Here is a 21,673-nt window from a genome sequence, read left to right as displayed (position 1 = left end):
AGCAAGCTCGCTCCTACAGGGTTATTACTTATTTACCCGATTTGATCTTGGTCCAGCTGCGGGTCAGGATCCGCTGCGTGGCGGCCGGCAAGTCGGCAATCGCGTACAACTTGGCCAGAACATCCGCTGGCGGATAAACGCCCGGGTCGCTGGTGATGTCTTTATCAACCAACGGTGTTGCCGCGGAGTTACCGTTCGGGAAGCGTACGGCGTTAGTGATTTCAGCCATGATTTCCGGCTTCATCAGGAAGGTCATGAACTTGTAGGCACCTTCGACGTTCTCGGCATCTTTAGGGATGGCGACCATGTCATAGAAGCTGCCGGCACCTTCTTTCGGAATGTTGTAGCTGACTTTCACCTTGTCACCGGCTTCAGCTGCGCGGGACTTGGCCTGGTAGATGTCACCCGAGTAACCGATGGCTACGCAGATGTTGCCGTTGGCCAGGTCAGAGATGTACTTGGACGAGTGGAAGTAGCCAATCGAAGGACGGACTTTAAGGAACAGTGCTTCGGCTTCAGCCAATTGCTTCTTGTCCTGGCTGTCGGTCGGATAGCCCAGGTAGTGCAGCGCCACCGGAATCATCTCGGTTGGCGAATCGAGGACGCTGATCCCGCACGCTTTCAACTTCGCAGCGTTTTCCGGTTTGAAAATCAGGTCCCAGGAATTTGTAGGTGCATCAGCCCCCAGTGCAGCCTTGACCTTCTCGGCGTTGAAACCGATACCGATCGAACCCCACATGTACGGGAACGCGTGTTCGTTGCCCGGGTCACTGACCGATACCGCTTTGAGCAGATCCGGGTTCAGGTTTTTCCACAGAGGCAGTTTGGATTTGTCGAGTTTCTGATAGACGCCGGCCTTGATTTGCTTGGCCAGGAAGTTGTTCGACGGTACAACGATGTCGTAGCCGGACTTGCCTGCCAGCAACTTGGCTTCAAGGGTTTCGTTACTGTCGAATACGTCGTAGACCACCTTGATCCCCGACTCGGCCTCGAACTTCTTGACGGTATCCGGTGCGATGTAATCGGACCAGTTGTACACGTGCAGAACCTTGTCGTCCGCCTGAACTGCGCCTGCCATCACGCCCATCAGGGACATGGCGAGGAGGGTCTTGCCAGCTATCTTCATACCTAATGCCTTCATGGGTAATGCTCCAATTATTCTTTTTAACCACGTTCTTGTTAACCAAGAGCCAGCGGCCTTTCCTGGGCAACTAAAACAACGGGTAGTCTGGCAAGATACAAGGCAGGCTTTCAAGGAAAGACCCATCCTTTGTTTGCTCTGAGCGAAATGCGAATTTCACACCCCGCTCAGAGCCTAGCACTTAGGCTTGCAACGCACTCAGGGTCAGGTCCAGACACTTGCGAGCCTTGGTCACCAGCTCATCGATTTCCGCCTTGGTGATGACCAGCGGCGGAGCAATGATCATGGTGTCGCCCACGGCGCGCATGATCAGGCCATTTTCAAAACAGAATGTCCGGCAAATCATGCCGACGCCACGGCCTTCGTAACGCTTGCGAGTGGCCTTGTCCTGAACCAGTTCGATTGCCCCCAACAGCCCTACACCGCGCACTTCACCCACCAACGGGTGATCGCTCAATTCCCGTAGGCGACTCTGCAAGTAAGGTGCCGTTTCTTCGTGAACGCGGTCGATAATTTTTTCGTCGCGCATGATGCGGATGTTTTCCAGCGCCACCGCAGCGGCCACCGGGTGACCGGAATAGGTGAAACCGTGGTTGAAATCGCCACCCTCGTTGAGCACCGCGACCACGTCGTCGCGCACGATCAGGCCACCCATCGGGATATAGCCCGACGTCAGGCCTTTGGCGATGGTCATCATGTCCGGTTTGAGGTCGTAGAAATCGGAACCGAACCACTCACCCGTGCGGCCGAAACCACAGATCACTTCGTCCGCCACGAACAGGATGTCGTACTTGGCGAGGATTTCCTTGATGCGCGGCCAGTAGGTGTCTGGCGGAATGATCACGCCACCGGCACCCTGGATCGGCTCGGCAATAAAGGCACCGACGTTATCAACGCCGATTTCCAGAATCTTTTCTTCCAGCTGATTGGCGGCCCATACACCAAACTCTTCCGGCGTCATGTCCCCGCCTTCAGCAAACCAGTAAGGCTGGGCGATGTGGACAATGCCCGGGATCGGCAAGTCGCCTTGTTCGTGCATATAGGTCATGCCACCCAGGCTCGCGCCGGCCACGGTGGAACCGTGATAACCGTTCTTGCGGCTGATGATGACTTTCTTTTGCGGCTGCCCCTTGATCGCCCAGTAGTGACGAACCATACGCAGCATGGTGTCGTTACCTTCGGACCCGGAACCGGTGAAGAACACGTGATTCATGCCTTCAGGCGCGATGTCGGCGATGGCCTTGGCCAGCTCCAGCACAGGCGGGTGAGCGGTCTGGAAAAACAGGTTGTAGTAAGGCAGTTCACGCATTTGCTTGCTGGCGGCATCGGCCAGTTCATCGCGACCGTAACCGATGGCTACACACCACAGGCCGGCCATGCCGTCGAGGATCTTGTTGCCTTCACTGTCCCAGAGGTAAACGCCCTTCGCGCTGGTGATGATGCGCGGGCCTTTCTCTTTCAGTTGCTTGAAGTCACTGAACGGGGCCAGGTGGTGGTCGTTGCTCAGCGCTTGCCACTCACGGGTTTGCGGATTGTTATTGGTCATGCGAATTCTCCTAAGTTTGCAGTGAAGGCGCGACTATTTCCTGTCGCGCCGCAGCGCATCAGACGGCGAAGAGCAGGAATTCCCGTTCCCACGAACTGATCACGCGCTTGAAGTTTTCATGCTCGGCCCGCTTGACCGCGACGTAGCCAGTGATGAATTTTTTGCCCAGGTACTTCTCGACAGTCGCGCTGTTTTCCATGCGTTCCAGCGCGTCTTCGATGGTCAGCGGCAGGCGCAAGTTGCGGCGTTCATAGCCACGTCCTACCACTGGCGCACTCGGGTTCAGCCCCTCGACCATGCCGATATAACCGCAGAGCAGGCTCGCGGCGATCGCCAGGTACGGGTTGGCGTCAGCGCCCGGCAGGCGGTTCTCCACCCGACGGTTCTGCGGACCGGCATCCGGAACCCGCAGGCCCACGGTACGGTTCTCTTCGCCCCACTCCACGTTCACCGGTGCCGAAGTGTCCGGCAGGAAGCGGCGGAACGAGTTGACGTTCGGCGCGAACAGCGGCAACAACTCGGGAATCAGCTTCTGCAAGCCACCGATGTGGTGCAGGAACAACTGGCTCATGGTCCCGTCTTCATTGGAGAAGACGTTCTTGCCGGTCTCGATGTCGATGATGCTCTGGTGCAAGTGCATCGCACTGCCTGGCTCGCCGGTCATGGGCTTGGCCATGAAAGTCGCGGCCACGTCATGCTTGAGCGCGGCTTCGCGCATGGTGCGTTTGAACACCAGAATCTGGTCAGCCAGAGACAGGGCATCACCGTGACGGAAGTTGATTTCCATCTGCGCCGTGCCGTCCTCGTGGATCAGCGTGTCGAGGTCCAGCTCCTGCAGTTCGCACCAGTCGTAGACATCTTCGAACAGCGGATCGAATTCGTTGGCGGCTTCAATAGAGAACGACTGACGGCCGATTTCCGGGCGACCTGAACGCCCGATAGGCGGTTGCAACGGGTAGTCCGGGTCGTCACTGCGCTTGGTCAGGTAGAACTCCATCTCCGGCGCCACAATCGGCTGCCAGCCTCTGTCGGAATAGAGTTTGAGGACCTTCTTGAGCACGTTGCGCGGCGACAGCTCGATCGGATTGCCTTGCTTGTCATAGGTGTCGTGGATCACCTGGGCGGTCGGCTCGACGGCCCAAGGCACCAGGAACACCGCGTTCTGATCGGGGCGGCAGATCATGTCGATGTCCGCCGGGTCGAGCAGTTCGTAATAGATGTCGTCTTCGACATAGTCACCGGTCACGGTCTGCAATAGAACGCTCTCGGGCAGTCGCATGCCTTTTTCAGCAATGAACTTGTTGGTCGGCGAAATCTTGCCCCGGGTGATCCCGGTCAAGTCGGCGATCATGCATTCGACTTCTGTGATCTTGTGGTCTTTCAACCAATCGGTGAGCTGGTCGAGGTTGTTACTCATAAATGCCTCTAGGCTTTGAGTTTCCTGACTCTTGTAAGTCAGGCGATGTTTGACGCATCGGCGTCGCGTTGAAATGTGTGTCTGCGACAGGCTATCGTGCTTTTCCGTATCGCGCGGCAAATACCAGGCGTGCAGAATTGCAAGCGGTGCCCTGCATGAAAGCCGGGCCGCTATTGTGAATCGGATCTATATTGAATGAAGTAACCGTAATGGGGGTGCCATCAAGGCTGTCCAGAATATCGGACGGGAACAGCCGGTTCGTCATGGACGCAAGAATCATCGGCAGACCTGAAGCCGCTGAGGCTACGGCGCGGACGTTAATATCGCCACTGATGTGATAAGCATGCAGACCGATATGCGCAGAGCAGTCGGTGACGCCGATTAACGGCAGGCGAGACATGAAGCACCCCGGTATTATTGCTGTTATGGGTTTGATTCGAGCTTAGCCTTGTTCATTTTTTTACACAACACCCCCGTAAAAAATACAACACGGCCCGCTCAAGCCCGCGGACACAAAGACGTCCAAAGGCCAAAAAACGCCCCAAAGTGCCTCAAAAATGCCTTTCGAGCGCTTTTTTAGGGCAAAAAAGGCCTCGCTTGACTTCGGCATGCCGTTCGGGTTGACTGAAACCCGAAGAGATCAATGATTGATATTTTTAACAACAAAGGTGTTGCATCATGTCGGTACCCCCGCGTGCCGTTCAGCTTAACGAAGCGAACGCGTTCCTTAAGGAACATCCTGAGGTTCTGTACGTTGACCTTCTGATTGCAGATATGAATGGTGTGGTGCGCGGCAAGCGCATTGAACGCACCAGTCTCCACAAGGTTTACGAGAAAGGCATCAACCTGCCGGCCTCTCTATTTGCTCTGGATATCAATGGCTCGACGGTGGAAAGCACCGGTCTGGGTCTGGACATCGGCGATGCTGACCGAATCTGCTATCCAATCCCTGACACCCTGTGCAACGAGCCTTGGCAGAAGCGCCCTACCGCGCAACTGTTAATGACCATGCACGAACTCGAAGGTGAACCTTTCTTCGCGGATCCCCGTGAAGTCCTGCGCCAGGTTGTTACCAAGTTTGACGAGATGGGTCTGACGATCTGTGCCGCATTCGAGCTTGAGTTCTACCTGATCGACCAGGAAAACGTTAACGGTCGCCCACAGCCTCCTCGTTCGCCGATCTCCGGCAAACGTCCGCACTCGACACAGGTCTACCTGATCGACGACCTCGACGAATACGTCGACTGCCTCCAGGACATTCTGGAAGGTGCGAAAGAGCAAGGCATCCCTGCCGACGCCATCGTCAAGGAAAGTGCTCCGGCGCAGTTCGAAGTGAACCTGCACCACGTGGCTGACCCGATCAAAGCGTGCGATTACGCTGTATTGCTCAAGCGCCTGATCAAGAACATCGCCTACGACCATGAGATGGATACCACGTTCATGGCCAAGCCTTATCCAGGCCAGGCGGGCAATGGTCTGCACGTCCACATCTCGATTCTTGATAAAGATGGCAAGAATATTTTTGCCAGCGAGGATCCCGAGCAGAACGCCGCACTGCGTCACGCGATCGGCGGTGTGCTCGAGACCCTGCCGGCGCAGATGGCTTTCCTCTGCCCGAACGTCAACTCCTACCGTCGTTTCGGCGCACAGTTCTACGTGCCGAACTCGCCGTGCTGGGGCCTGGACAACCGTACCGTAGCGATTCGCGTACCGACCGGCTCTTCCGATGCCGTACGTATCGAACACCGCGTTGCGGGCGCCGATGCCAATCCGTATCTGTTGATGGCTTCGGTTCTGGCAGGCGTGCATCACGGCCTGACCAACAAGATCGAGCCGGGCGCGCCCGTAGAAGGCAACTCCTACGAGCAGAACGAGCAAAGCCTGCCGAACAACCTGCGTGATGCCCTGCGCGAGCTGGACGACAGCGAAGTCATGGCCAAGTACATCGATCCGAAATACATCGATATCTTCGTGGCCTGTAAGGAAAGTGAGCTGGAGGAGTTCGAACACTCCATCTCCGACCTTGAATACAACTGGTACCTGCATACCGTTTAAGTGGTTGCAGCAAACAAAACGCCGCCGGCCTCACAGCCTGCGGCGTTTTTTTATGCGGTTTGTTCTGCCGGCCGAGACAGACAAGACCCGGCCATGGCGACGCCTTTGCGGTAAAACCGCTCGCTGAACACAGACAGCGAATGGCCGCCCAGATGATGGTCAAGATCATCGAGGCGGTACAGAACTTCGGATATTTACTCTAGACCGCCGAGGCCGAGGCTGGCGCTGCCGACCAACGGTTGTTGCGACAGGCCCTGCTGAAGAAGTGGGGCAGCAAGTTAACCCTCTCGATGAGCGGAATTTGAAAAACCAGTTATCGCGTTGATGTCACACTCAAAAGCTGGTGCGGCGAGTGTCACTGGGTGTGGCCGGTACTCTTGTGGAGTGCACGAATGGTTATTTGATGTTAGTGATTATGAACAATTCTACGGCTATTTCTGCTGTTCAGGGCTTCGGTGTCGAATTGAGCAGCATGCTGCTAGCAGCGCGCGACACTTGATCGACGCAGCAGACGGTTACTTAAATATTGTGAAGTAACTCGGTGAATTTCCACATGTAAAAGGTTAAAGGAGCAAGCATGCCAATCGCAGCCAACTCACCAGCACTGCAAAGTTGCAAATACCACATTGTTGACGAGACAAATAGACCCCCTTCAAGAACTGCGTCTTCACTCAATGACGCCCGCAACACGCCAACTGAGTTCGAATTGCAGCCGATGGGAACATCTCGGACAAGAGACATTCAAAATGTGGATGAGCCGAGAATCAACAGCACCGCTGAATCCTCGATTAAGAGCAGGCTTATAACGTGCGCCAAAGCGACTGGCATCGTGGCAGGGATAGGAATGCTTCTGGGCATCCCGATTGCGATCCGACATTTATCTGGCTCAGGGACAACCAGCCCTGGAGCTATACGCGAGAACAATCTCGCTCAATTTCCGAGGGCTGAACCGCTGATCGGTCATGATGATTGGGTGGGTCCAGTATTAAATTTAAAGAATTGGCTTGGTCAAGAAATTAATGTAGGTGCTGCATCGAACATCACTCGAGAGTCTATTAATGAATTTTTTATCCAACTTGCAGTAGATGACATAGACGGGCATGAGGTGGCCCGTGACAGCGAGATACAAATAAAATTTCCAGAGATATTCAATGCTCTCGAGCAAGGTCGTAAAGACGCAGTTTCCTATTTGAAAAGCTTTCGGGATGAGTGCGTAGAAAATTGTGACATCCCCTTGCCGCCAGTGAGCGAAGGCGGATCGGGAGAATACCTGAAAGCTTTCACCGGATGGATGCTTGAACAAACAACCAATTTAACGTCCTCGGAACGCGGTCTTGCAACCGACACCGTATACACTAACCTACTCTCTGAAATGAATGTCAATCAGGCTGACTTTGAAAGTAGAGATTCGTATATCGGCAATCTGACATTAATAGATTTCTTGATTGAACTGGCAGAAAATCCATGCCATGCAAATAGTTTTTCTCGACAATGCATCCAATACGTACTAATGGAGCAAAGCGAGGCAGGATTAGACAAGGACAAGGCTGCAAATCGCCCAACAACTTACGCAATAAATCCGTCCCCTCTGCCTGCTTTGATAGAAAGCCCACAAGTACCATTAGTATTTACTACCCACTTGACAAACCTGATCCGCTATCCGCTTCTATTGACACACATGATAGTTCACGAACTAATACACTCTGCCGGATTCGGTGATCCACTTTACACCGGTGTAGACAGTAACATCCTTAACTCTAATAACACCGCACTTGAAGATCAGATTAGGATTTACGACAAAACCTATTATGAATTCAGGCAAAACATTGCCACCCACCTTGATAATGTTCCGACGCCATTTGAGTTCGCTTTGGAGGAGTTCTTCGACATACATATAGGGGGCCAAAACATGAACTACTATGAGAAAATGAGTAAACTCAAGACAGAGCTACTGAACGATGATGTTTTGTGGAAGAGCTTTGAAAATGAGGCAACTGACCTTATAACTATGCGTATTGTAACTGAAAGTAGGCGAAACGGGACTTCCCCGGTCGCGTGAGGCCAGCCGAAGGCGTTTTGCGACGAAGGTGGGTCACTGTGTTTTTTGGTTAAGTTCAAGTTTGCAAAGACTTACCGGAACCGATAGAACCACGATGACCCACCCTGCTATCACACTGAGCGAGCTACTTGAGAGAAGCGCTGACGTCGATTTATTCAGGCAAATGATTAAGTTTGCCAATATCCAAACTGGCGCGCCGGTGGAAGGCAACAGCTACGAGCAGAACGAGCAAAGCCTGCCGAACAACCTGCGTGATGCCCTGCGCGAGCTGGAGGAGTTCGAACACTCCATCTCCGACCTTGAGTACAACTGGTACCTGCATACCGTTTAAGTGGTTGCAGCAAACAAGAACGCCGCCGGCCTCACAGCCAGCGGCGTTTTTTTTATGGCCCTGTGGCGAGGGGATTTATCCCCGTTCGGCTGCGAAGCAGTCGCAAAACCTCATTACGTAATACAGACTTCGGGGCCGCTTCGCGACCCAACGGGGATAAATCCCCTCGCCACAGGGGATATGGAACATCTGCCCGCTCTGCGTACAATGCCCGCTGCCCCGCAGGAGGACTTCAATGACGCGCCCCGCCACCATCCGCAAACCCCGCGCACGCAGCCAGGCGCGGATCGATTCGATCCTCGACGCCGCACGTACGCTGCTGGCCGCCGAGGGCGTGGCCAGCTTGTCAATTTACAGCGTTGCCGATCGCGCAGAAATCCCGCCCTCTTCCGTGTACCACTTCTTCGCCAGCGTCCCGGCCCTGCTCGAAGCGTTGACCGCGGACGTTCACGCCGCCTTCCGAGCCTGCCTGCAGGAGCCCATCGACCACCAGGCCCTCAACGGCTGGCGGGACCTGTCACGGCTGGTGGAACAACGCATGCTCGCGATCTACGACGAAGACGCCGCCGCGCGCCAGTTGATCCTCGCGCAACACGGATTGACCGAAGTCACCCAGGCTGACCGTCAGCACGACATCGAACTCGGCGACCTGATGCACAAGCTGTTCGACCATCACTTCGAGCTGCCGAAGTTGCCCACCGATGTCGATGTGTTTGCACTGGCGATGGAGCTGGGGGATCGGGTGTATGCCCGCTCGGTGCAGCAGCATGGGCAGATCACCCCGCGCATGGCTGAGGAAGGGATGCGGGTGTTCGATGCGTATCTGGGGCTGTATTTGCCGCCGTATCTGCACAAGCGCGCTGTACTTGCCTGAAATTCATCCGCCTCACTGACCCCATCGCGAGCAGGCTCACTCCTACATTTGATCTCAGGCGAACACAACATTTGTGTTCGACAAAATCCCCTGTAGGAGTGAGCCTGCTCGCGATGGCCGCGCTGCCGATCTCACTGACTGCCGACACCCTTACAACTTGGCGATCGACACCTCGGTGGATTTAACGAACGCGATCACTTCGCTGCCGACCACCAGCTCCAGCTCTTTCACGGAGCGCGTGGTGATCACCGACGTGACAATGCCTGACGCTGTCTGCACGTCGATTTCCGACAGCACGTCACCCAGCACGATTTCCTTGATCGAGCCTTTGAACTGGTTACGAACGTTGATGGCCTTAATAGTCATGATGTTGATTCCTGTCAGTTGAGGTGAAATGTGAGTTATTGCGCCCAGCGCAGTTGCGTGGGCAATGGTGAAACGGGTTCCGGTTCCGGCGGTTCGCCGGGCAGTGCCAGCACACGATTGAGGACTTCGGTTTCCAGCGCCGCCAGCCGATGGGAGCCGCGGGCGCGAGGGCGCGGCAGTTCCACATGCAGGTCGAGGCCGACTTCACCGTCTTCGATCAGGATCACCCGATCGGCAATCGCCACCGCTTCACTGACGTCATGGGTGACGAGCAGCACAGTGAATCCATGCTTCTGCCAGAGCCGCTCGATCAGTTGCTGCATTTCAATTCGCGTCAGCGCATCCAGTGCGCCCAAGGGCTCGTCCAGCAACAGCAAACGCGGTTGATGGATCAGCGCACGGGCCAGCGCCACACGTTGCTTCTGTCCACCGGACAGGGCCGCCGGCCACTCATTGGCGCGGTCCGCCAGGCCCACCGACTCCAGGGCTTCCAGTGCCTGTGGCCGCCAGTTGCCTGTCAGCCCGAGGCCGACGTTATCGATCACCTTCCTCCATGGCAGCAGACGCGCTTCCTGGAACATCAATCGGGTGTCTTCCCGTGCATCGCTCAGCGGTGCGGAGCCTGCCAGCAGCTCACCACCGGTAGGCTTGTCGAGACCGGCGAGCAGTCGCAGCAAGGTGCTTTTACCGCAGCCGCTGCGACCGACCACGGCCACAAACTGACCTGCCGGTATGTGCAGGTCGATCTCGCGCAATACTTGCCGCGAACCGAAGGTTTTCTGCAGCTTACGCACCGCCAGCGGAATACCGCGCAGCAGGCGTGGTGGTTGTTGAGCAGTCATGCGGCGCCTCCTTTATGGACCTGATAGGCCGGGTGCCAGCGCAGCCAGACACGTTCAAGTCCACGGGCCGCGAGGTCAGCGAGCTTGCCAAGCACCGCGTACAACAGAATCGCCAGCACCACCACGTCAGTCTGCAAGAATTCCCGGGCATTCATGGCCAGGTAGCCAATACCGGAGCTGGCGGAAATGGTTTCTGCCACGATCAACGTCAACCACATGAAGCCCAGGGCGAAGCGCACGCCGACCAGAATCGAAGGCAATGCGCCCGGCAGGATCACCTGGCGGAACAGGCTGAAACCCGACAAGCCATAACTGCGCGCCATCTCCACCAGCGCCGGGTCGACATTGCGGATACCGTGATAGGTGTTGAGGTAGATCGGGAACAACGTGCCCAATGCCACCAGGAAAATCTTCGCCGACTCGTCAATGCCGAACCACAGGATCACCAGCGGAATCAGCGCCAGGTGTGGCACGTTGCGGATCATCTGCACCGAACTGTCGAGCAGGCGCTCACCCCATTTCGACAGGCCGGTGATGAAACCCAGCACCAGGCCGATGCTGCCGCCGATGGTGAAGCCCAGCGCCGCACGCCAGCCGCTGATCGCCAGATGCGTCCAGATTTCGCCACTGCGAACCAGGCTCACGCCGGCTTCGATGACGGCAATGGGCGCCGGCAGAATCCGCGTCGATAACCAGCCCGCCGACACCGACAACTGCCATACCGCCAGCAGCAACACCGGCAACGCCCAGGGCGCCAGGTTGTGGATAATTTTCTTCATGGCGCGCCTCAGCTCTGGGACGCGGCTTTAGGGAGGATATCGTTGGCCACCATCTCGCCAAACGGGCTGACGTAGTTGGCACCCTGAGGCGCCTGCGGACGCTCGATGTCCAGATGCGGGAATAACAATTCCGCGACCCGGTAGGATTCTTCCAGGTGTGGATAACCGGAAAAGATGAACGTATCGATGCCCAGGTCCGCGTATTCCTTCACGCGAGCGGCCACGGTCGGACCATCACCGACCAGCGCCGTGCCGGCCCCGCCACGCACCAGGCCAACACCGGCCCAGAGGTTGGGGCTGACTTCCAGGTTGTCGCGACTGCCGCCGTGCAGGGCGGCCATGCGCTGCTGGCCGACCGAATCAAAACGCGAGAGCGAAGCCTGAGCGCGGGCAATGGTTTCGTCATCCAGGTGTGAGATCAGGCGGTCAGCTGCTTGCCAGGCTTGGGCATTGGTTTCACGAACAATCACATGCAGACGAATGCCGAAGCGCACGGTCCGACCGAGCCTGGCGGCTTTGGCGCGCACCTGTTCGATCTTCTCGGCAACGGCGGCCGGTGGCTCGCCCCAGGTCAGCACCATTTCGACCTGTTCTGCGGCGAGGTCTTGTGCCGCTTCCGACGAGCCACCGAAGTACAGCGGCGGACGCGGTTGCTGGATCGGCGGATAGAGCAATTTGGCGCCTTTCACGCTGATGTGCTGACCGTCGTAATCGACGGTTTCGCCTTCCAGCACTCGACGCCAGATACGGGTGAATTCCACCGAAGCCTGATAACGCTCTTCATGGCTGAGGAACAGACCATCGCCGGCCAATTCTTCCGGATCGCCGCCAGTCACCAGGTTGAACAGCGCACGACCGCCGGACAGGCGATCCAGCGTGGCAGCCTGTCGCGCCGCAACCGTCGGGGAAATGATCCCGGGGCGCAGGGCGACGAGGAATTTCAGACGCTGGGTCACCGGAATCAGCGACGCGGCCACCAGCCACGAATCTTCGCAGGAGCGACCGGTAGGAATCAGCACCCCGCCGAAGCCCAGCCGGTCCGCCGCTTGCGCGACTTGTTGCAGATAACCGTGGTCGACGGCGCGAGCGCCTTCGGCGGTGCCAAGGTAATGGCCGTCGCCGTGAGTAGGCAGGAACCAGAAGATATTGAGGCTCATGGAGTGGTCTCCTTGGGGAATCGGCTTAAGTTTCTGTGCGTGGGTTACTGGGCTTTGGCAACGGCCGCCGGTGGCGTCCAGATCACGTCTTTGATGCTCAACGGCTTGGGAATCAGCTTGAGCTGATAGAAGCTGTCGGCGATTTTCTGTTGAGCCGCGACCACTTCCGGGGTCAGGAACAAGGCGCCGTAGCCCTGGCGTTTCACCGAGGTCAGGGTGATGTCTGCCGGCAAGCCGAGCAGTGGCGAAACCTGTTTGGTCACGTCTTCAGGATTGGCTTTGGACCACTCGCCGACGGCGCGCACTTCTTCGACGAGGGTCTTGATCACCTCAGGATTTTTCTGTGCATAAGGCTTGGTCGCGAGGTAGAACTGATGGTTGTCGACGATGCCTTGACCATCACGCAGGGTGCGCGCTTGCAGTTGCTGTTCAGCAGCGGCCTGGTACGGGTCCCAGATCACCCAGGCATCGACACTGCCACGCTCGAACGCAGCGCGGGCGTCGGCAGGCGGCAGGAATACGGTCTGGATGTCGGTGTATTTGAGGCCGGCGTCTTCCAGTGCACGAACCAGCAGGTAGTGGACGTTGGAGCCTTTGTTCAGGACGACTTTCTTACCCTTGAGGTCCTGCACCGATTTGATCGGCGAATCTTTCGGCACCAGGATCGCTTCACTGTGAGGCGCTGGTGGTTCATAGGCGACGTAGAGCAGATCAGCACCGGCAGCCTGGGCGAAAACCGGCGGGGTTTCGCCCGTCACGCCGAAGTCGATGGAGCCGACATTCAGCCCTTCAAGCAGCTGCGGGCCGCCGGGAAATTCAGTCCATTGCACGTCCACACCTTGGGCCGCGAGGCGTTTTTCAAGCGTGCCTTTGGCTTTGAGCAGCACCAGGGTGCCGTACTTCTGATAACCGATGCGAAGCGTCTCGGCCTGTGCTTGAGTAATGGCGCCGAAGGTAACAGCCGCAGCAAACAGAGCGACCAGACCACGACGCAAAATGACAGTGCGCATAGCGCTCTCCTTTTTGCAGTTGGGTTTTGGCTGCACCTGCTTAACCGTTAGCGGCTGAGTAAGGTGAGTTTTTTGTCTGAAAAGTGCCTGCGCTCGATCATGCTGCGTTAAAAGTCAGCTCGGAATGCTCATTGACTAACGTCAACTCCGCGTCCTCGCTAACTTTTGCCTTGCCTGATCGTCGCTCGGCGACTTTTCAAACTAAAAAAAAAGTTTTAAATGCTCCAGCGAGCACTCAACAAACGTTCATTCAGCAAGTTCGGATCAATGGGCTTCGGGCGTCGCGCCATGGCGCTGAAAAACAGTTCCAGCGACTCATTCAGGCGCTGTTCCAGTTCCGGTGCCAGCTGCGCCTGAGCGCTGCCTTCGCCGTAAGCGATCTGGCTGTCTTCGGCGAAAATTCCGTGGAGCATTTCCTGGGCTTTCAACGCGGAAAGCACCGGCTTGAGCGCGTAGTCCACCGCCAGCATGTGAGCGATGCTGCCGCCCGTGGCCATCGGCAACACCACTTTATGGGCCAGGGCGCGTTCGGGCAGCAGATCCAATACGGTCTTCAACGCGCCGGAAAACGATGCCTTGTAGACCGGTGTGGCGATCAACAGGCCGTCGGCGTTTTCAATCTGTTGCAGCAGGTCGATCACCTTCGGGCTGTCGAAGCGTGCGTGCAGCAAATCTTCGGCCGGGAAGTCCCGTACCTGGTAACTCACCACTTCCACACCCTGCTCCTGCAACCAACGTTGAGAGCGGTTCAGCAGCACCCCGGAACGGGAGCGTTGGCTCGGACTGCCACCGAGTGAGACGACCAGCATTCGGATGATTCCTTGAGCGTTATTGGCGATTCACAGTGTGCGATCTCGCTTTGATGGGGTGACCTTAACAGGCGATTGTTATATCTATAAATCATATTTATTCATTTGGTTATGCTATTAAGAGATATACAAAAACACGAAAGCCAGACGAAAAAAAAGGCCGTCGAAACGGCCCGAAATCCCCTGCTTGATGGATGCTGTTCAATCCTGGTGCTGTGGCGTCTGGTAGATCGCCTTCGCGGGCAAGCCCGCTCCCACAGAGGTGTGTGGATTGCCAAATATCTGTGATTCACCCCAATCCACTGTGGGAGCGGGCTTGCCCGCGATGCCGATCAGCAGCGCTGCAGATATTTACCTGTTCGGTTGCGGCGTCAGTCGCAGGTACGGCTTCACCGCGCGATAGCCCTTGGGAAAGCGTTTCCTGATCTCATCTTCGTCCTTGAGCGACGGCACGATCACCACTTCATCACCGTCCTGCCAGTTGGCCGGGGTCGCCACTTTGTAGTTATCGGTGAGTTGCAGCGAGTCGATGACCCGCAGGATTTCATGGAAGTTGCGACCGGTGCTCGCCGGGTAGGTGATGGTCAGTCGCACTTTTTTGTTCGGGTCGATCACGAACAGCGAGCGCACGGTCAGTGTGTCGTTGGCATTCGGATGGATCAGGTCGTAAAGGTCCGACACCTTGCGGTCCGCGTCGGCAAGAATCGGGAAGTTCACGAGGGTATTTTGGGTCTCGTTGATGTCCTCGATCCATTTGTGGTGTGAGTCCACAGGGTCCACTGACAGCGCGATGGCCTTGACGCCGCGCTGGGCGAATTCGTCTTTCAACTTGGCGGTGAAGCCCAGCTCGGTCGTGCACACCGGGGTGAAGTCCGCCGGATGGGAGAACAGCACGCCCCAACTATCACCCAGCCATTCGTGGAAGCGAATGGTGCCGGCGCTGGAATCCTGTTCGAAATCGGGGGCGATGTCGCCAAGTCTGAGGCTCATGGTGCTGCTCCTGGTGAGTGCTTGATGAGCCCAACTGTGCCTGCGTTTTTTATCTATTAAAAAGAATAAATATCGATTTGTTTAGATCTTAAAAGCATATTAATTCCCGTTTGAAAAACGCAAAAAGCCCCGCCCGGCGTCATGCCGGGCAGGGCTTTTTATTCGTCAGGAAACGCGAGCGCTATTACAGCAGCGGGATCGAGTAGCTGACGATCAAGCGGTTTTCATCCTGGTCGCGTTGACCCGGGATGTCGTTGCGCCAGCTGGCGTTTTTCCACATCAGGCCGAGGTTTTTCAGCGGACCTTCTGGCACTACGTAAGCCAGGGTCAGGTCGCGTTCCCACTCGGAACGACCCGAACCGTTTTCAGCGCCGTTACTACCCACGGTGTCGATGTTGTCGCCACGCAGGTAAACGATGCCGGCAGTTGCGCCTGGCAGGCCAACCTTGGCGAAGTCATACGAGTAGCGTGCTTGCCAGGTTTTCTCACCGGCACGGCCAAACTTCTGGATCTGCGAGTCGGTGATGGTGTAGTTCGACGAACCGTCACCCTGGTTCAGCCAAGGGAAGTCGCTGCTGCCGTTGCTGACCTGGTAACCGCCGCCGAATGTATGGCCGGCAACGGTGTACAGGAACAGGCCACTGTACAGGTTGTTGTCGACTTTACCGCGACCGCTGGCGGAGCCGGTGTAGTTACCGCTGCTGTAGTAAGCAGGGGTATTACCATTGGCACCATCATCAGAGCTGTTGAAGTAACGGAAATCCGACTTCAGAACGCCCGGGCCGATTGCCCAGTTGTGAACCAGACCCAGGAAGTGCTGCTTGTAGAAGTCTTCCAGGTTGCCGTAGTAGTACTGGGCAGTCAGGTCTTTGGTGATTTTGTAGTCACCACCGGCGTAGATGAACTTGTTGCTGTCGCGACCGCTGATGGTCGGGCTGTTCGCGCCGCCAATCGACAGCTGCTCATTGTTGCTCGAGTTACGACCCTTCACCGCTTCGATTTGACCGCCAACCAGCGTCAGGTCTTTGATCTCGGCGGAAGTGAGCTGACCGCCCTGCCAGGTTTGTGGCAACAGACGCCCGTCGTTGGTCGCGATCACCGGGTTCTTCGGCTGCAAGGTACCCAGCTTCAGTTCGGTCTGGGAAATCTTGGCTTTGGCAGTCAGGCCCAGGCTGGAGAAGTTATCAACCGCTTCGCCGTTGGACTTGCTTGGAAACACGGTGCCGCCATAAGAGGTAGCCGTCGCGCCGTTGGTACCACCACCGGAATCCAGCTTGATACCCAGCAGGCCGATAGCGTCGAGACCGAAACCAACAGTACCTTGGGTGTAGCCGGAGATGAAGCGCAGGTCAAAGCCTTGGCCCCACTCTTCGTTCTTGCTCTGGACGCCCGCAGCAGTTCTGGCAGCAGAATCACGGTTATCCGTGTTGATGTAGAAGTTACGCAGCCCCAAGGTGGCCTTGCTGTCTTCGATGAAACCAGCGGCGCCTGCGTGCTGCGCCACAACCCCTACGGCCACGGCCAGGGCCAAGGTCGACTTGTTCATTGTTTCGCTCCTCTCGTTCTAATTTTTTCGGTCCAGAATCGAATGCTCTGAATCCTGAAGTGCACGGTGACCGCAAACCGCAAAAACACAGGTCAACGCTCTGATGCGTCTAACTCGGGCGTTCGCCCAAGGAAAATGGGCCCGCATGGTAAACGGATAATAATTTATTTCATTCTTTTTCATGCCATTTCGGAATTAAAGCATGGCATTTAATAGCGTCAGGACACCCTCTATCGGCCCCGGAGGGATGCACTTTAGGGGTTTGCACTAAAAGCTAAAAAGAATAATAAATTTCATAACAAGATCAAATTGGAATAATAAAAAAAAGCCGAAAAAAACCCCGCCGCGAGGCAGGGCTTTTCCCGTATTCGATTACAGGAAGCTATATGTGTAGTTGAAGATCAGACGAGTCTGGTCTTGTGCGGAAATATTGGTATCGCCGCGGTAGGTCCCGTGACGCAGGGTAGTACCAAATCCTTTGAGTGCGCCAGTCTGGATCACATAATCCACCCGCAGGTCACGTTCCCACTCGGTCTGGTCTTTGCCAACGCCGTTGGTGGCCTTGATGTCCTCACCACGCAGATAAGCCGCCGAGGCCTTCAGGCCTGGAACACCCAGGGAAGCGAAGTCAAAGGTGTACTGGCCGAATGTCGTGTTCTCGCCTGCACGCACGAAGCCGTTGATCATAGCGTCGGTGAACGAGTAGAAGCTGGCACCGCCGGCGCCTTCGTTGCGACCGTTGCCGTCGACTACGTTGCCCTGGTTCAGGTAGACGAAACCACCGTCATCGCTGACACGCTGATGACCCAGCAAGAAAGCGTTCGGACCCAGGGTATAGGTGAACATGGCACTCCAGGTCTGGTTATCCACCTCGCCCGGGTTCTTCGCGTAACCGCCGTTATTGTTGAAGCGGTAACCCGCATCACCGTTCTTGCCGTCGGAGCTGCTGTCGAAATAACGCAGGTCAGTCTTGAACGACTGGTTGGCGCTGATTGGGTAGACGTGTACCAGACCCAGGAAGTGCTGCTTGTAGTAGTCTTCCAGATTCGCGTAGTAGTACTGCAGCATCAGGTCTTTGGTGACCTTCCAGTCCGCACCGCCGTACTGGAATTTGTTGCTTTCTTCTGTACCACCAGCCACCGCCAGGCCAGTGGTATTCGACGACGCGCGACCCGCCGCATGCTCAAGCTGGCCGACGTTGAACGTGACGTTGTCGATTTCCTTCGAGGTGATGGTGCCGCCTTCGAAGGTCTGTGGCAGCAGACGACTGTCGTTCGCGATCAGTACCGGCATGTTCGGTTGCAGGGCGCCACCGAGGTGGGCCTCGGTTTTCGAGATGCGTGCCTTGACGTTACCGGCTACGCGACTCCACGGATCGGATGCCGAACCGTCAGTGTCACTGGGGAAGAATGAGTTGTTATCCGGGTGATGGCCGCGACCACCGTCCAGATGGATGCCCACCAACGCCTGAGCGTCAAAGCCGAAGCCGACCGAGCCTTGAGTGAAACCCGACTGGTAATCGAATTTGAAGCCCTGAGCAGTTTCACGTTGGTCGTTGGCAGTGCCTTCGCGGGTGTCAGCGTTGTAATACATGGTGCGAGAACTGACGGAAGCCTTGCTGTCCTCAATGAAACCGGCGGCGCCTGCCTGCTGCGCCATTACCCCTACGGCCACGGCCAGGGCCAAGGTGGACTTGTTCATTTTTTAAGCTCCTCTCGTTTCTAATTGTTGTATTCCTGGCCCTGGGTCAATTGCCCGAGATCCTAGGATTTGCGATTAGCGCCAGACCGTGACCTGCAAGTCAATCGTAACCGTATGTGACTACGACCATGGTCTAATCCCCGTAAATCCGGTGTCTGCTAATTGATGCGTCGTGCATAAATCCAACAGGAAGCATCTGATGGTTTTTTATATCTTTTAGGAATTGAGCGCAGTGCGCGCGGCTCAGTGAAAGCAAGCCTATAAGCTAATTCCTAAATGATATTTATTGGCTGTTTTTTAGATCGATTAGATTTAACGGAAATCCGTATTTCCTCTCATCGAAGACCGGCCATGACCATCAAGCGCGCACTATCCAATCGAATTGTTACAGTTTGTGTATCGACGCTGTTTTCTTTCAGCGCCTTGGCTGCGGACCTCACGGTCGGCTACCAGACCGGTATCGACCCAAGCAAAGTGCCTCAGGCGGATGGCGTTTATGAGAAGACCATCGGCCAGAAAATCGACTGGCGTCGTTTCAACAGCGGCCCTGAAGTCGTCACCGCCATTGCGTCCGGTGACGTGCAGATCGGCAACCTCGGCTCCAGTCCGCTGGCGGCCGCTGCTTCGCGCAACCTGCCGATCGTGGCGTTCATTGTTTCTGCCCAGATCAATGCGGCTGAGGCGTTGGTCGTACGCAACGGCAGCGGCATCAACAAACCGGAAGATTTGATCGGCAAGACCATCGCCACGCCATTCGTATCCACTTCCCACTACAGCTTGCTCGGCGCGTTGAAACACTGGGGTCTGAACACATCGCAGGTCAAAGTGGTGAACCTGCAACCCGCGGAAATCGCCGCCGCCTGGAAACGGGGTGACATCGACGGCGCGTTCGTCTGGTCGCCGGCCTTGGGTGAAATCCGCAAGACCGGCAAGACGTTGACGGATGCGGCACAGGTCGGCCAATGGGGCGCGCCGACCTTCGAAGTGTGGGTTGCACGCAAGGACTACGCGGAGAAGCATCCTGACGTCATCGCGAAATTCGCCAAGGTCACCCTGGACTCATTCGCTGATTATGCCGCGCACAAAGACAGCTGGACGGCTGACTCGGTGCCTGTACAAAAAATCGCCAAACTGACCGGTGCCAATGCCGCCGACGTTCCGGAGTTGCTGGCCGGCTCGGCGTTCCCGGACGCCAAGGCTCAACAAACCACTGCGCTGCTGGATGGCGGCACAGCCAAGGCAATTGGCGAGACGGCGAAGTTTTTGAAGGAACAAGGAAAGGTTGAAACGGTACTGCCGGACTATTCAGCGTATGTCAGCTCGAAATACGTCCAGGAGTAAACGCAATCCCCTGTAGGAGCTGCCGCAGGCTGCGATCTTTTGATCTTTAAAGACAAATCAAGAGATCGCAGCCTGCGGCAGCTCCAACGGGGGCGTCATCGTCAGAGGGTTTTTTCGAAGATCTTCGAATTACGCTGATAGTTGTACAGCGACGCCCGCGCCGATGGCAGGCGCTCTACGCTGCTCGGCACAAAGCCCCGTTCACGGAACCAGTGAGCGGTCCGGGTCGTGAGAACGAACAAGGTTTTCAGTCCCTGGTCCCGGGCACGGGTTTCGATGCGCTCCAGCAGTTCATCACCGCGACCGCCATGACGGTACTCCGGGTTCACCGCCAGACACGCCAACTCTCCCGCATCCGAATCGGCAATCTGATACAGCGCCGCGCACGCGATGATCATGCCTTCGCGCTCGACCACGCTGAATTGCTCGATCTCGCGCTCCAGCACCTCGCGGGAACGACGCACCAGAATCCCCTGCTCTTCCAGCGGACTGATCAGGTCCAGCAAACCGCCAACGTCTTCAATCGCCGCTTCGCGCACGATCTCGAATTGCTCCTGGGCCACCAGCGTACCGCCGCCGTCCCGGGTAAACAGTTCGGTCAGCAGCGCACCGTCTTCGGCGTAGCTGACGATATGACTGCGCGCCACGCCGCCACGGCAAGCCTCGGCGGCGGCATCGAGCAACTCAGCCTGATAGTTGCTGCCCAGACGCTGCAGATGCGCCGGCACTTGTTGTGGACGCAATTCACGCACCAGACGGCCGTTTTCATCGATCAAGCCCAGATCGGCGCCGAACAGCAGCAGCTTGTCTGCGGCCAGCTCAATAGCCGCGCGCGTCGCGACGTCTTCGCAAGCGAGGTTGAAAATCTCGCCAGTCGGCGAGTAGCCCAGCGGCGACAGCAGCACGATGGAGCGCTCGTCCAGCAGACGATTGATGCCTTTGCGGTCGACCCGGCGCACTTCGCCGGTGTGGTGGTAGTCCACGCCTTCCAGTACACCGATCGGCCGTGCCGTGACGAGATTCCCGCTGGCGACCCGCAGACGTGAACCCTGCATCGGCGATGAGGCCATGTCCATGGACAACCGCGCCTCGATGGCGATGCGCAATTGACCAACGGCATCGATCACACACTCAAGGGTCGCGGCATCGGTGATGCGCATCCCATGGTGGTAGTGCGGCGTCAGGCCACGCGCGGCAAGGCGGGTTTCGATCTGTGGGCGGGAACCGTGGACCAGCACCAATCGCACGCCCAGGCTGTGTAACAGCACCAGGTCGTGGACGATGTTGCCGAAGTTGGGGTGTTCAACGCCATCGCCGGGCAGCATGACGACAAAGGTGCAATCGCGGTGGGCATTGATGTAAGGCGAAGCGTGACGGAGCCAATTAACGTATTCGGGCATGAACCTGGGCCTGTAATAAATAGCAGCCAAAAAATGGGCGAAACTGAAAACGCACAGCGGGCTGGTGGTTATCGTCGGAACAGGCTTGGCGACACGCGCGCTCTCCTCATGAATACGGGTTTGATGACCGGCAATTTATAAGGCGAACCCTGTAGGAGCTGCCGCAGGCTGCGATCTTTTGATCCTGATCTTAAAAACAAGATCAAAAGATCGCAGCCTGCGGCAGCTCCTACATGGATTCGCATTTCAAGCCACAGGCACCGTGGTTTTGGCCGGTGTCAGGCAGTAATGTTCAATCAGTTGACGTAA

17 protein-coding genes and 2 pseudogenes are annotated in these 21,673 nt (G+C 56.6%); 5 read left to right on the top strand and 14 right to left on the bottom strand.

What is annotated here, in order from left to right; all coding sequences use genetic code 11:
- Window positions 1–28: 28 nt before the first annotated feature.
- The 4 genes and pseudogenes from AC3ZVB_RS03705 to AC3ZVB_RS03690 form a co-directional block, all read right to left on the bottom strand.
- On the bottom strand, window positions 29–1,126 hold the full coding sequence (locus tag AC3ZVB_RS03705) for a polyamine ABC transporter substrate-binding protein (RefSeq protein WP_490145865.1): 1,098 nt from the start codon (window positions 1,124–1,126) through the stop codon (window positions 29–31).
- Between the two features lie 196 nt (window positions 1,127–1,322).
- Window positions 1,323–2,687 carry an aspartate aminotransferase family protein gene (locus AC3ZVB_RS03700; RefSeq protein ID WP_490145791.1) on the bottom strand — a complete coding sequence of 455 codons (1,365 nt, stop codon included), beginning with the start codon at window positions 2,685–2,687 and terminating at the stop codon, window positions 1,323–1,325.
- Between the two features lie 58 nt (window positions 2,688–2,745).
- Window positions 2,746–4,104, bottom strand: coding sequence for a glutamine synthetase family protein (locus AC3ZVB_RS03695; protein WP_162438403.1), 1,359 nt, complete (start codon window positions 4,102–4,104; stop codon window positions 2,746–2,748).
- A 127-nt stretch (window positions 4,105–4,231) separates the two neighbouring features.
- Window positions 4,232–4,504: pseudogene (locus tag AC3ZVB_RS03690) on the bottom strand (gamma-glutamyl-gamma-aminobutyrate hydrolase family protein); the annotation flags it as partial.
- A gap of 278 nt (window positions 4,505–4,782) precedes the next feature.
- On the opposite strand from AC3ZVB_RS03690, the gene AC3ZVB_RS03685 reads away from it, so the two are divergent.
- The 4 genes and pseudogenes from AC3ZVB_RS03685 (at window position 4,783) to AC3ZVB_RS03670 (ending at window position 9,423) form a co-directional block, all read left to right on the top strand.
- A complete protein-coding gene (locus AC3ZVB_RS03685; RefSeq protein ID WP_010466681.1) occupies window positions 4,783–6,159 on the top strand; it encodes a glutamine synthetase family protein in 1,377 nt (458 codons plus the stop codon).
- A gap of 577 nt (window positions 6,160–6,736) precedes the next feature.
- Window positions 6,737–8,218 (top strand): hypothetical protein, encoded by a 1,482-nt coding sequence (locus AC3ZVB_RS03680; protein WP_490145790.1) that lies wholly within the window; start codon window positions 6,737–6,739, stop codon window positions 8,216–8,218.
- Window positions 8,219–8,399: 181 nt separating this feature from the next.
- Window positions 8,400–8,549: pseudogene (locus tag AC3ZVB_RS03675) on the top strand (glutamine synthetase); the annotation flags it as partial.
- Window positions 8,550–8,784: 235 nt separating this feature from the next.
- Window positions 8,785–9,423 (top strand): TetR/AcrR family transcriptional regulator, encoded by a 639-nt coding sequence (locus AC3ZVB_RS03670; protein ID WP_162438404.1) that lies wholly within the window; start codon window positions 8,785–8,787, stop codon window positions 9,421–9,423.
- A 150-nt stretch (window positions 9,424–9,573) separates the two neighbouring features.
- On the opposite strand, the gene AC3ZVB_RS03665 is transcribed toward AC3ZVB_RS03670, so the two are convergent.
- The 9 genes from AC3ZVB_RS03665 to AC3ZVB_RS03625 form a co-directional block, all read right to left on the bottom strand.
- On the bottom strand, window positions 9,574–9,789 hold the full coding sequence (locus AC3ZVB_RS03665) for a TOBE domain-containing protein (RefSeq protein ID WP_003229256.1): 216 nt from the start codon (window positions 9,787–9,789) through the stop codon (window positions 9,574–9,576).
- Window positions 9,790–9,824: 35 nt separating this feature from the next.
- Window positions 9,825–10,631 carry an aliphatic sulfonates ABC transporter ATP-binding protein gene (ssuB, locus tag AC3ZVB_RS03660; RefSeq protein ID WP_490145789.1) on the bottom strand — a complete coding sequence of 269 codons (807 nt, stop codon included), beginning with the start codon at window positions 10,629–10,631 and terminating at the stop codon, window positions 9,825–9,827.
- A complete protein-coding gene (gene ssuC, locus AC3ZVB_RS03655; RefSeq protein WP_194690984.1) occupies window positions 10,628–11,410 on the bottom strand; it encodes an aliphatic sulfonate ABC transporter permease SsuC in 783 nt (260 codons plus the stop codon). The genes ssuB and ssuC overlap by 4 nt, the downstream gene beginning before the upstream one ends.
- Before the next feature lie 8 nt (window positions 11,411–11,418).
- The gene (gene ssuD / locus AC3ZVB_RS03650; RefSeq protein ID WP_194690983.1) at window positions 11,419–12,567 is read right to left on the bottom strand and encodes an FMNH2-dependent alkanesulfonate monooxygenase; all 1,149 of its coding nucleotides are present in this window, start codon (window positions 12,565–12,567) and stop codon (window positions 11,419–11,421) included.
- 44 nt (window positions 12,568–12,611) lie between these two features.
- Entirely contained in the window at window positions 12,612–13,577 is a 966-nt protein-coding gene (locus AC3ZVB_RS03645; RefSeq protein ID WP_194690982.1) for a sulfonate ABC transporter substrate-binding protein, read from the bottom strand.
- A gap of 215 nt (window positions 13,578–13,792) precedes the next feature.
- Window positions 13,793–14,386, bottom strand: coding sequence for an NADPH-dependent FMN reductase (gene ssuE / locus AC3ZVB_RS03640; RefSeq protein WP_490145788.1), 594 nt, complete (start codon window positions 14,384–14,386; stop codon window positions 13,793–13,795).
- 351 nt (window positions 14,387–14,737) lie between these two features.
- The gene (locus AC3ZVB_RS03635; RefSeq protein ID WP_162438410.1) at window positions 14,738–15,376 is read right to left on the bottom strand and encodes a peroxiredoxin; all 639 of its coding nucleotides are present in this window, start codon (window positions 15,374–15,376) and stop codon (window positions 14,738–14,740) included.
- 184 nt (window positions 15,377–15,560) lie between these two features.
- On the bottom strand, window positions 15,561–16,922 hold the full coding sequence (locus tag AC3ZVB_RS03630) for an OprD family porin (protein WP_194690980.1): 1,362 nt from the start codon (window positions 16,920–16,922) through the stop codon (window positions 15,561–15,563).
- Window positions 16,923–17,294: 372 nt separating this feature from the next.
- The gene (locus AC3ZVB_RS03625) at window positions 17,295–18,623 is read right to left on the bottom strand and encodes an OprD family porin (protein ID WP_194690979.1); all 1,329 of its coding nucleotides are present in this window, start codon (window positions 18,621–18,623) and stop codon (window positions 17,295–17,297) included.
- Window positions 18,624–18,974: 351 nt separating this feature from the next.
- Here AC3ZVB_RS03625 and tauA point away from each other — a divergent pair, with 351 nt between their 5' ends.
- Window positions 18,975–19,964 (top strand): taurine ABC transporter substrate-binding protein, encoded by a 990-nt coding sequence (gene tauA / locus AC3ZVB_RS03620; protein WP_162438413.1) that lies wholly within the window; start codon window positions 18,975–18,977, stop codon window positions 19,962–19,964.
- Between the two features lie 101 nt (window positions 19,965–20,065).
- Here tauA and argA read toward each other — a convergent pair whose 3' ends face one another.
- Window positions 20,066–21,364 (bottom strand): amino-acid N-acetyltransferase, encoded by a 1,299-nt coding sequence (gene argA, locus AC3ZVB_RS03615; RefSeq protein ID WP_162438414.1) that lies wholly within the window; start codon window positions 21,362–21,364, stop codon window positions 20,066–20,068.
- Window positions 21,365–21,673: the final 309 nt, after the last annotated feature.

This window comes from Pseudomonas sp. MDV22-iso1, assembly GCF_058145095.1.
The sequence above is the reverse complement of the archived record's forward strand: the minus strand, read 5'-3'. Positions and strand labels throughout refer to the sequence as shown.

Coding starts and splice junctions, on each gene's coding strand:
- AC3ZVB_RS03705 (WP_490145865.1), bottom strand. CDS start 1,126: ATGAAGATAGCTGGCAAGACCCTCCTCGCCATGTCCCTGATGGGCGTG.
- AC3ZVB_RS03700 (WP_490145791.1), bottom strand. CDS start 2,687: ATGACCAATAACAATCCGCAAACCCGTGAGTGGCAAGCGCTGAGCAAC.
- AC3ZVB_RS03695 (WP_162438403.1), bottom strand. CDS start 4,104: ATGAGTAACAACCTCGACCAGCTCACCGATTGGTTGAAAGACCACAAG.
- AC3ZVB_RS03685 (WP_010466681.1), top strand. CDS start 4,783: ATGTCGGTACCCCCGCGTGCCGTTCAGCTTAACGAAGCGAACGCGTTC.
- AC3ZVB_RS03680 (WP_490145790.1), top strand. CDS start 6,737: ATGCCAATCGCAGCCAACTCACCAGCACTGCAAAGTTGCAAATACCAC.
- AC3ZVB_RS03670 (WP_162438404.1), top strand. CDS start 8,785: ATGACGCGCCCCGCCACCATCCGCAAACCCCGCGCACGCAGCCAGGCG.
- AC3ZVB_RS03665 (WP_003229256.1), bottom strand. CDS start 9,789: ATGACTATTAAGGCCATCAACGTTCGTAACCAGTTCAAAGGCTCGATC.
- ssuB (WP_490145789.1), bottom strand. CDS start 10,631: ATGACTGCTCAACAACCACCACGCCTGCTGCGCGGTATTCCGCTGGCG.
- ssuC (WP_194690984.1), bottom strand. CDS start 11,410: ATGAAGAAAATTATCCACAACCTGGCGCCCTGGGCGTTGCCGGTGTTG.
- ssuD (WP_194690983.1), bottom strand. CDS start 12,567: ATGAGCCTCAATATCTTCTGGTTCCTGCCTACTCACGGCGACGGCCAT.
- AC3ZVB_RS03645 (WP_194690982.1), bottom strand. CDS start 13,577: ATGCGCACTGTCATTTTGCGTCGTGGTCTGGTCGCTCTGTTTGCTGCG.
- ssuE (WP_490145788.1), bottom strand. CDS start 14,386: ATGCTGGTCGTCTCACTCGGTGGCAGTCCGAGCCAACGCTCCCGTTCC.
- AC3ZVB_RS03635 (WP_162438410.1), bottom strand. CDS start 15,376: ATGAGCCTCAGACTTGGCGACATCGCCCCCGATTTCGAACAGGATTCC.
- AC3ZVB_RS03630 (WP_194690980.1), bottom strand. CDS start 16,922: ATGAACAAGTCGACCTTGGCCCTGGCCGTGGCCGTAGGGGTTGTGGCG.
- AC3ZVB_RS03625 (WP_194690979.1), bottom strand. CDS start 18,623: ATGAACAAGTCCACCTTGGCCCTGGCCGTGGCCGTAGGGGTAATGGCG.
- tauA (WP_162438413.1), top strand. CDS start 18,975: ATGACCATCAAGCGCGCACTATCCAATCGAATTGTTACAGTTTGTGTA.
- argA (WP_162438414.1), bottom strand. CDS start 21,364: ATGCCCGAATACGTTAATTGGCTCCGTCACGCTTCGCCTTACATCAAT.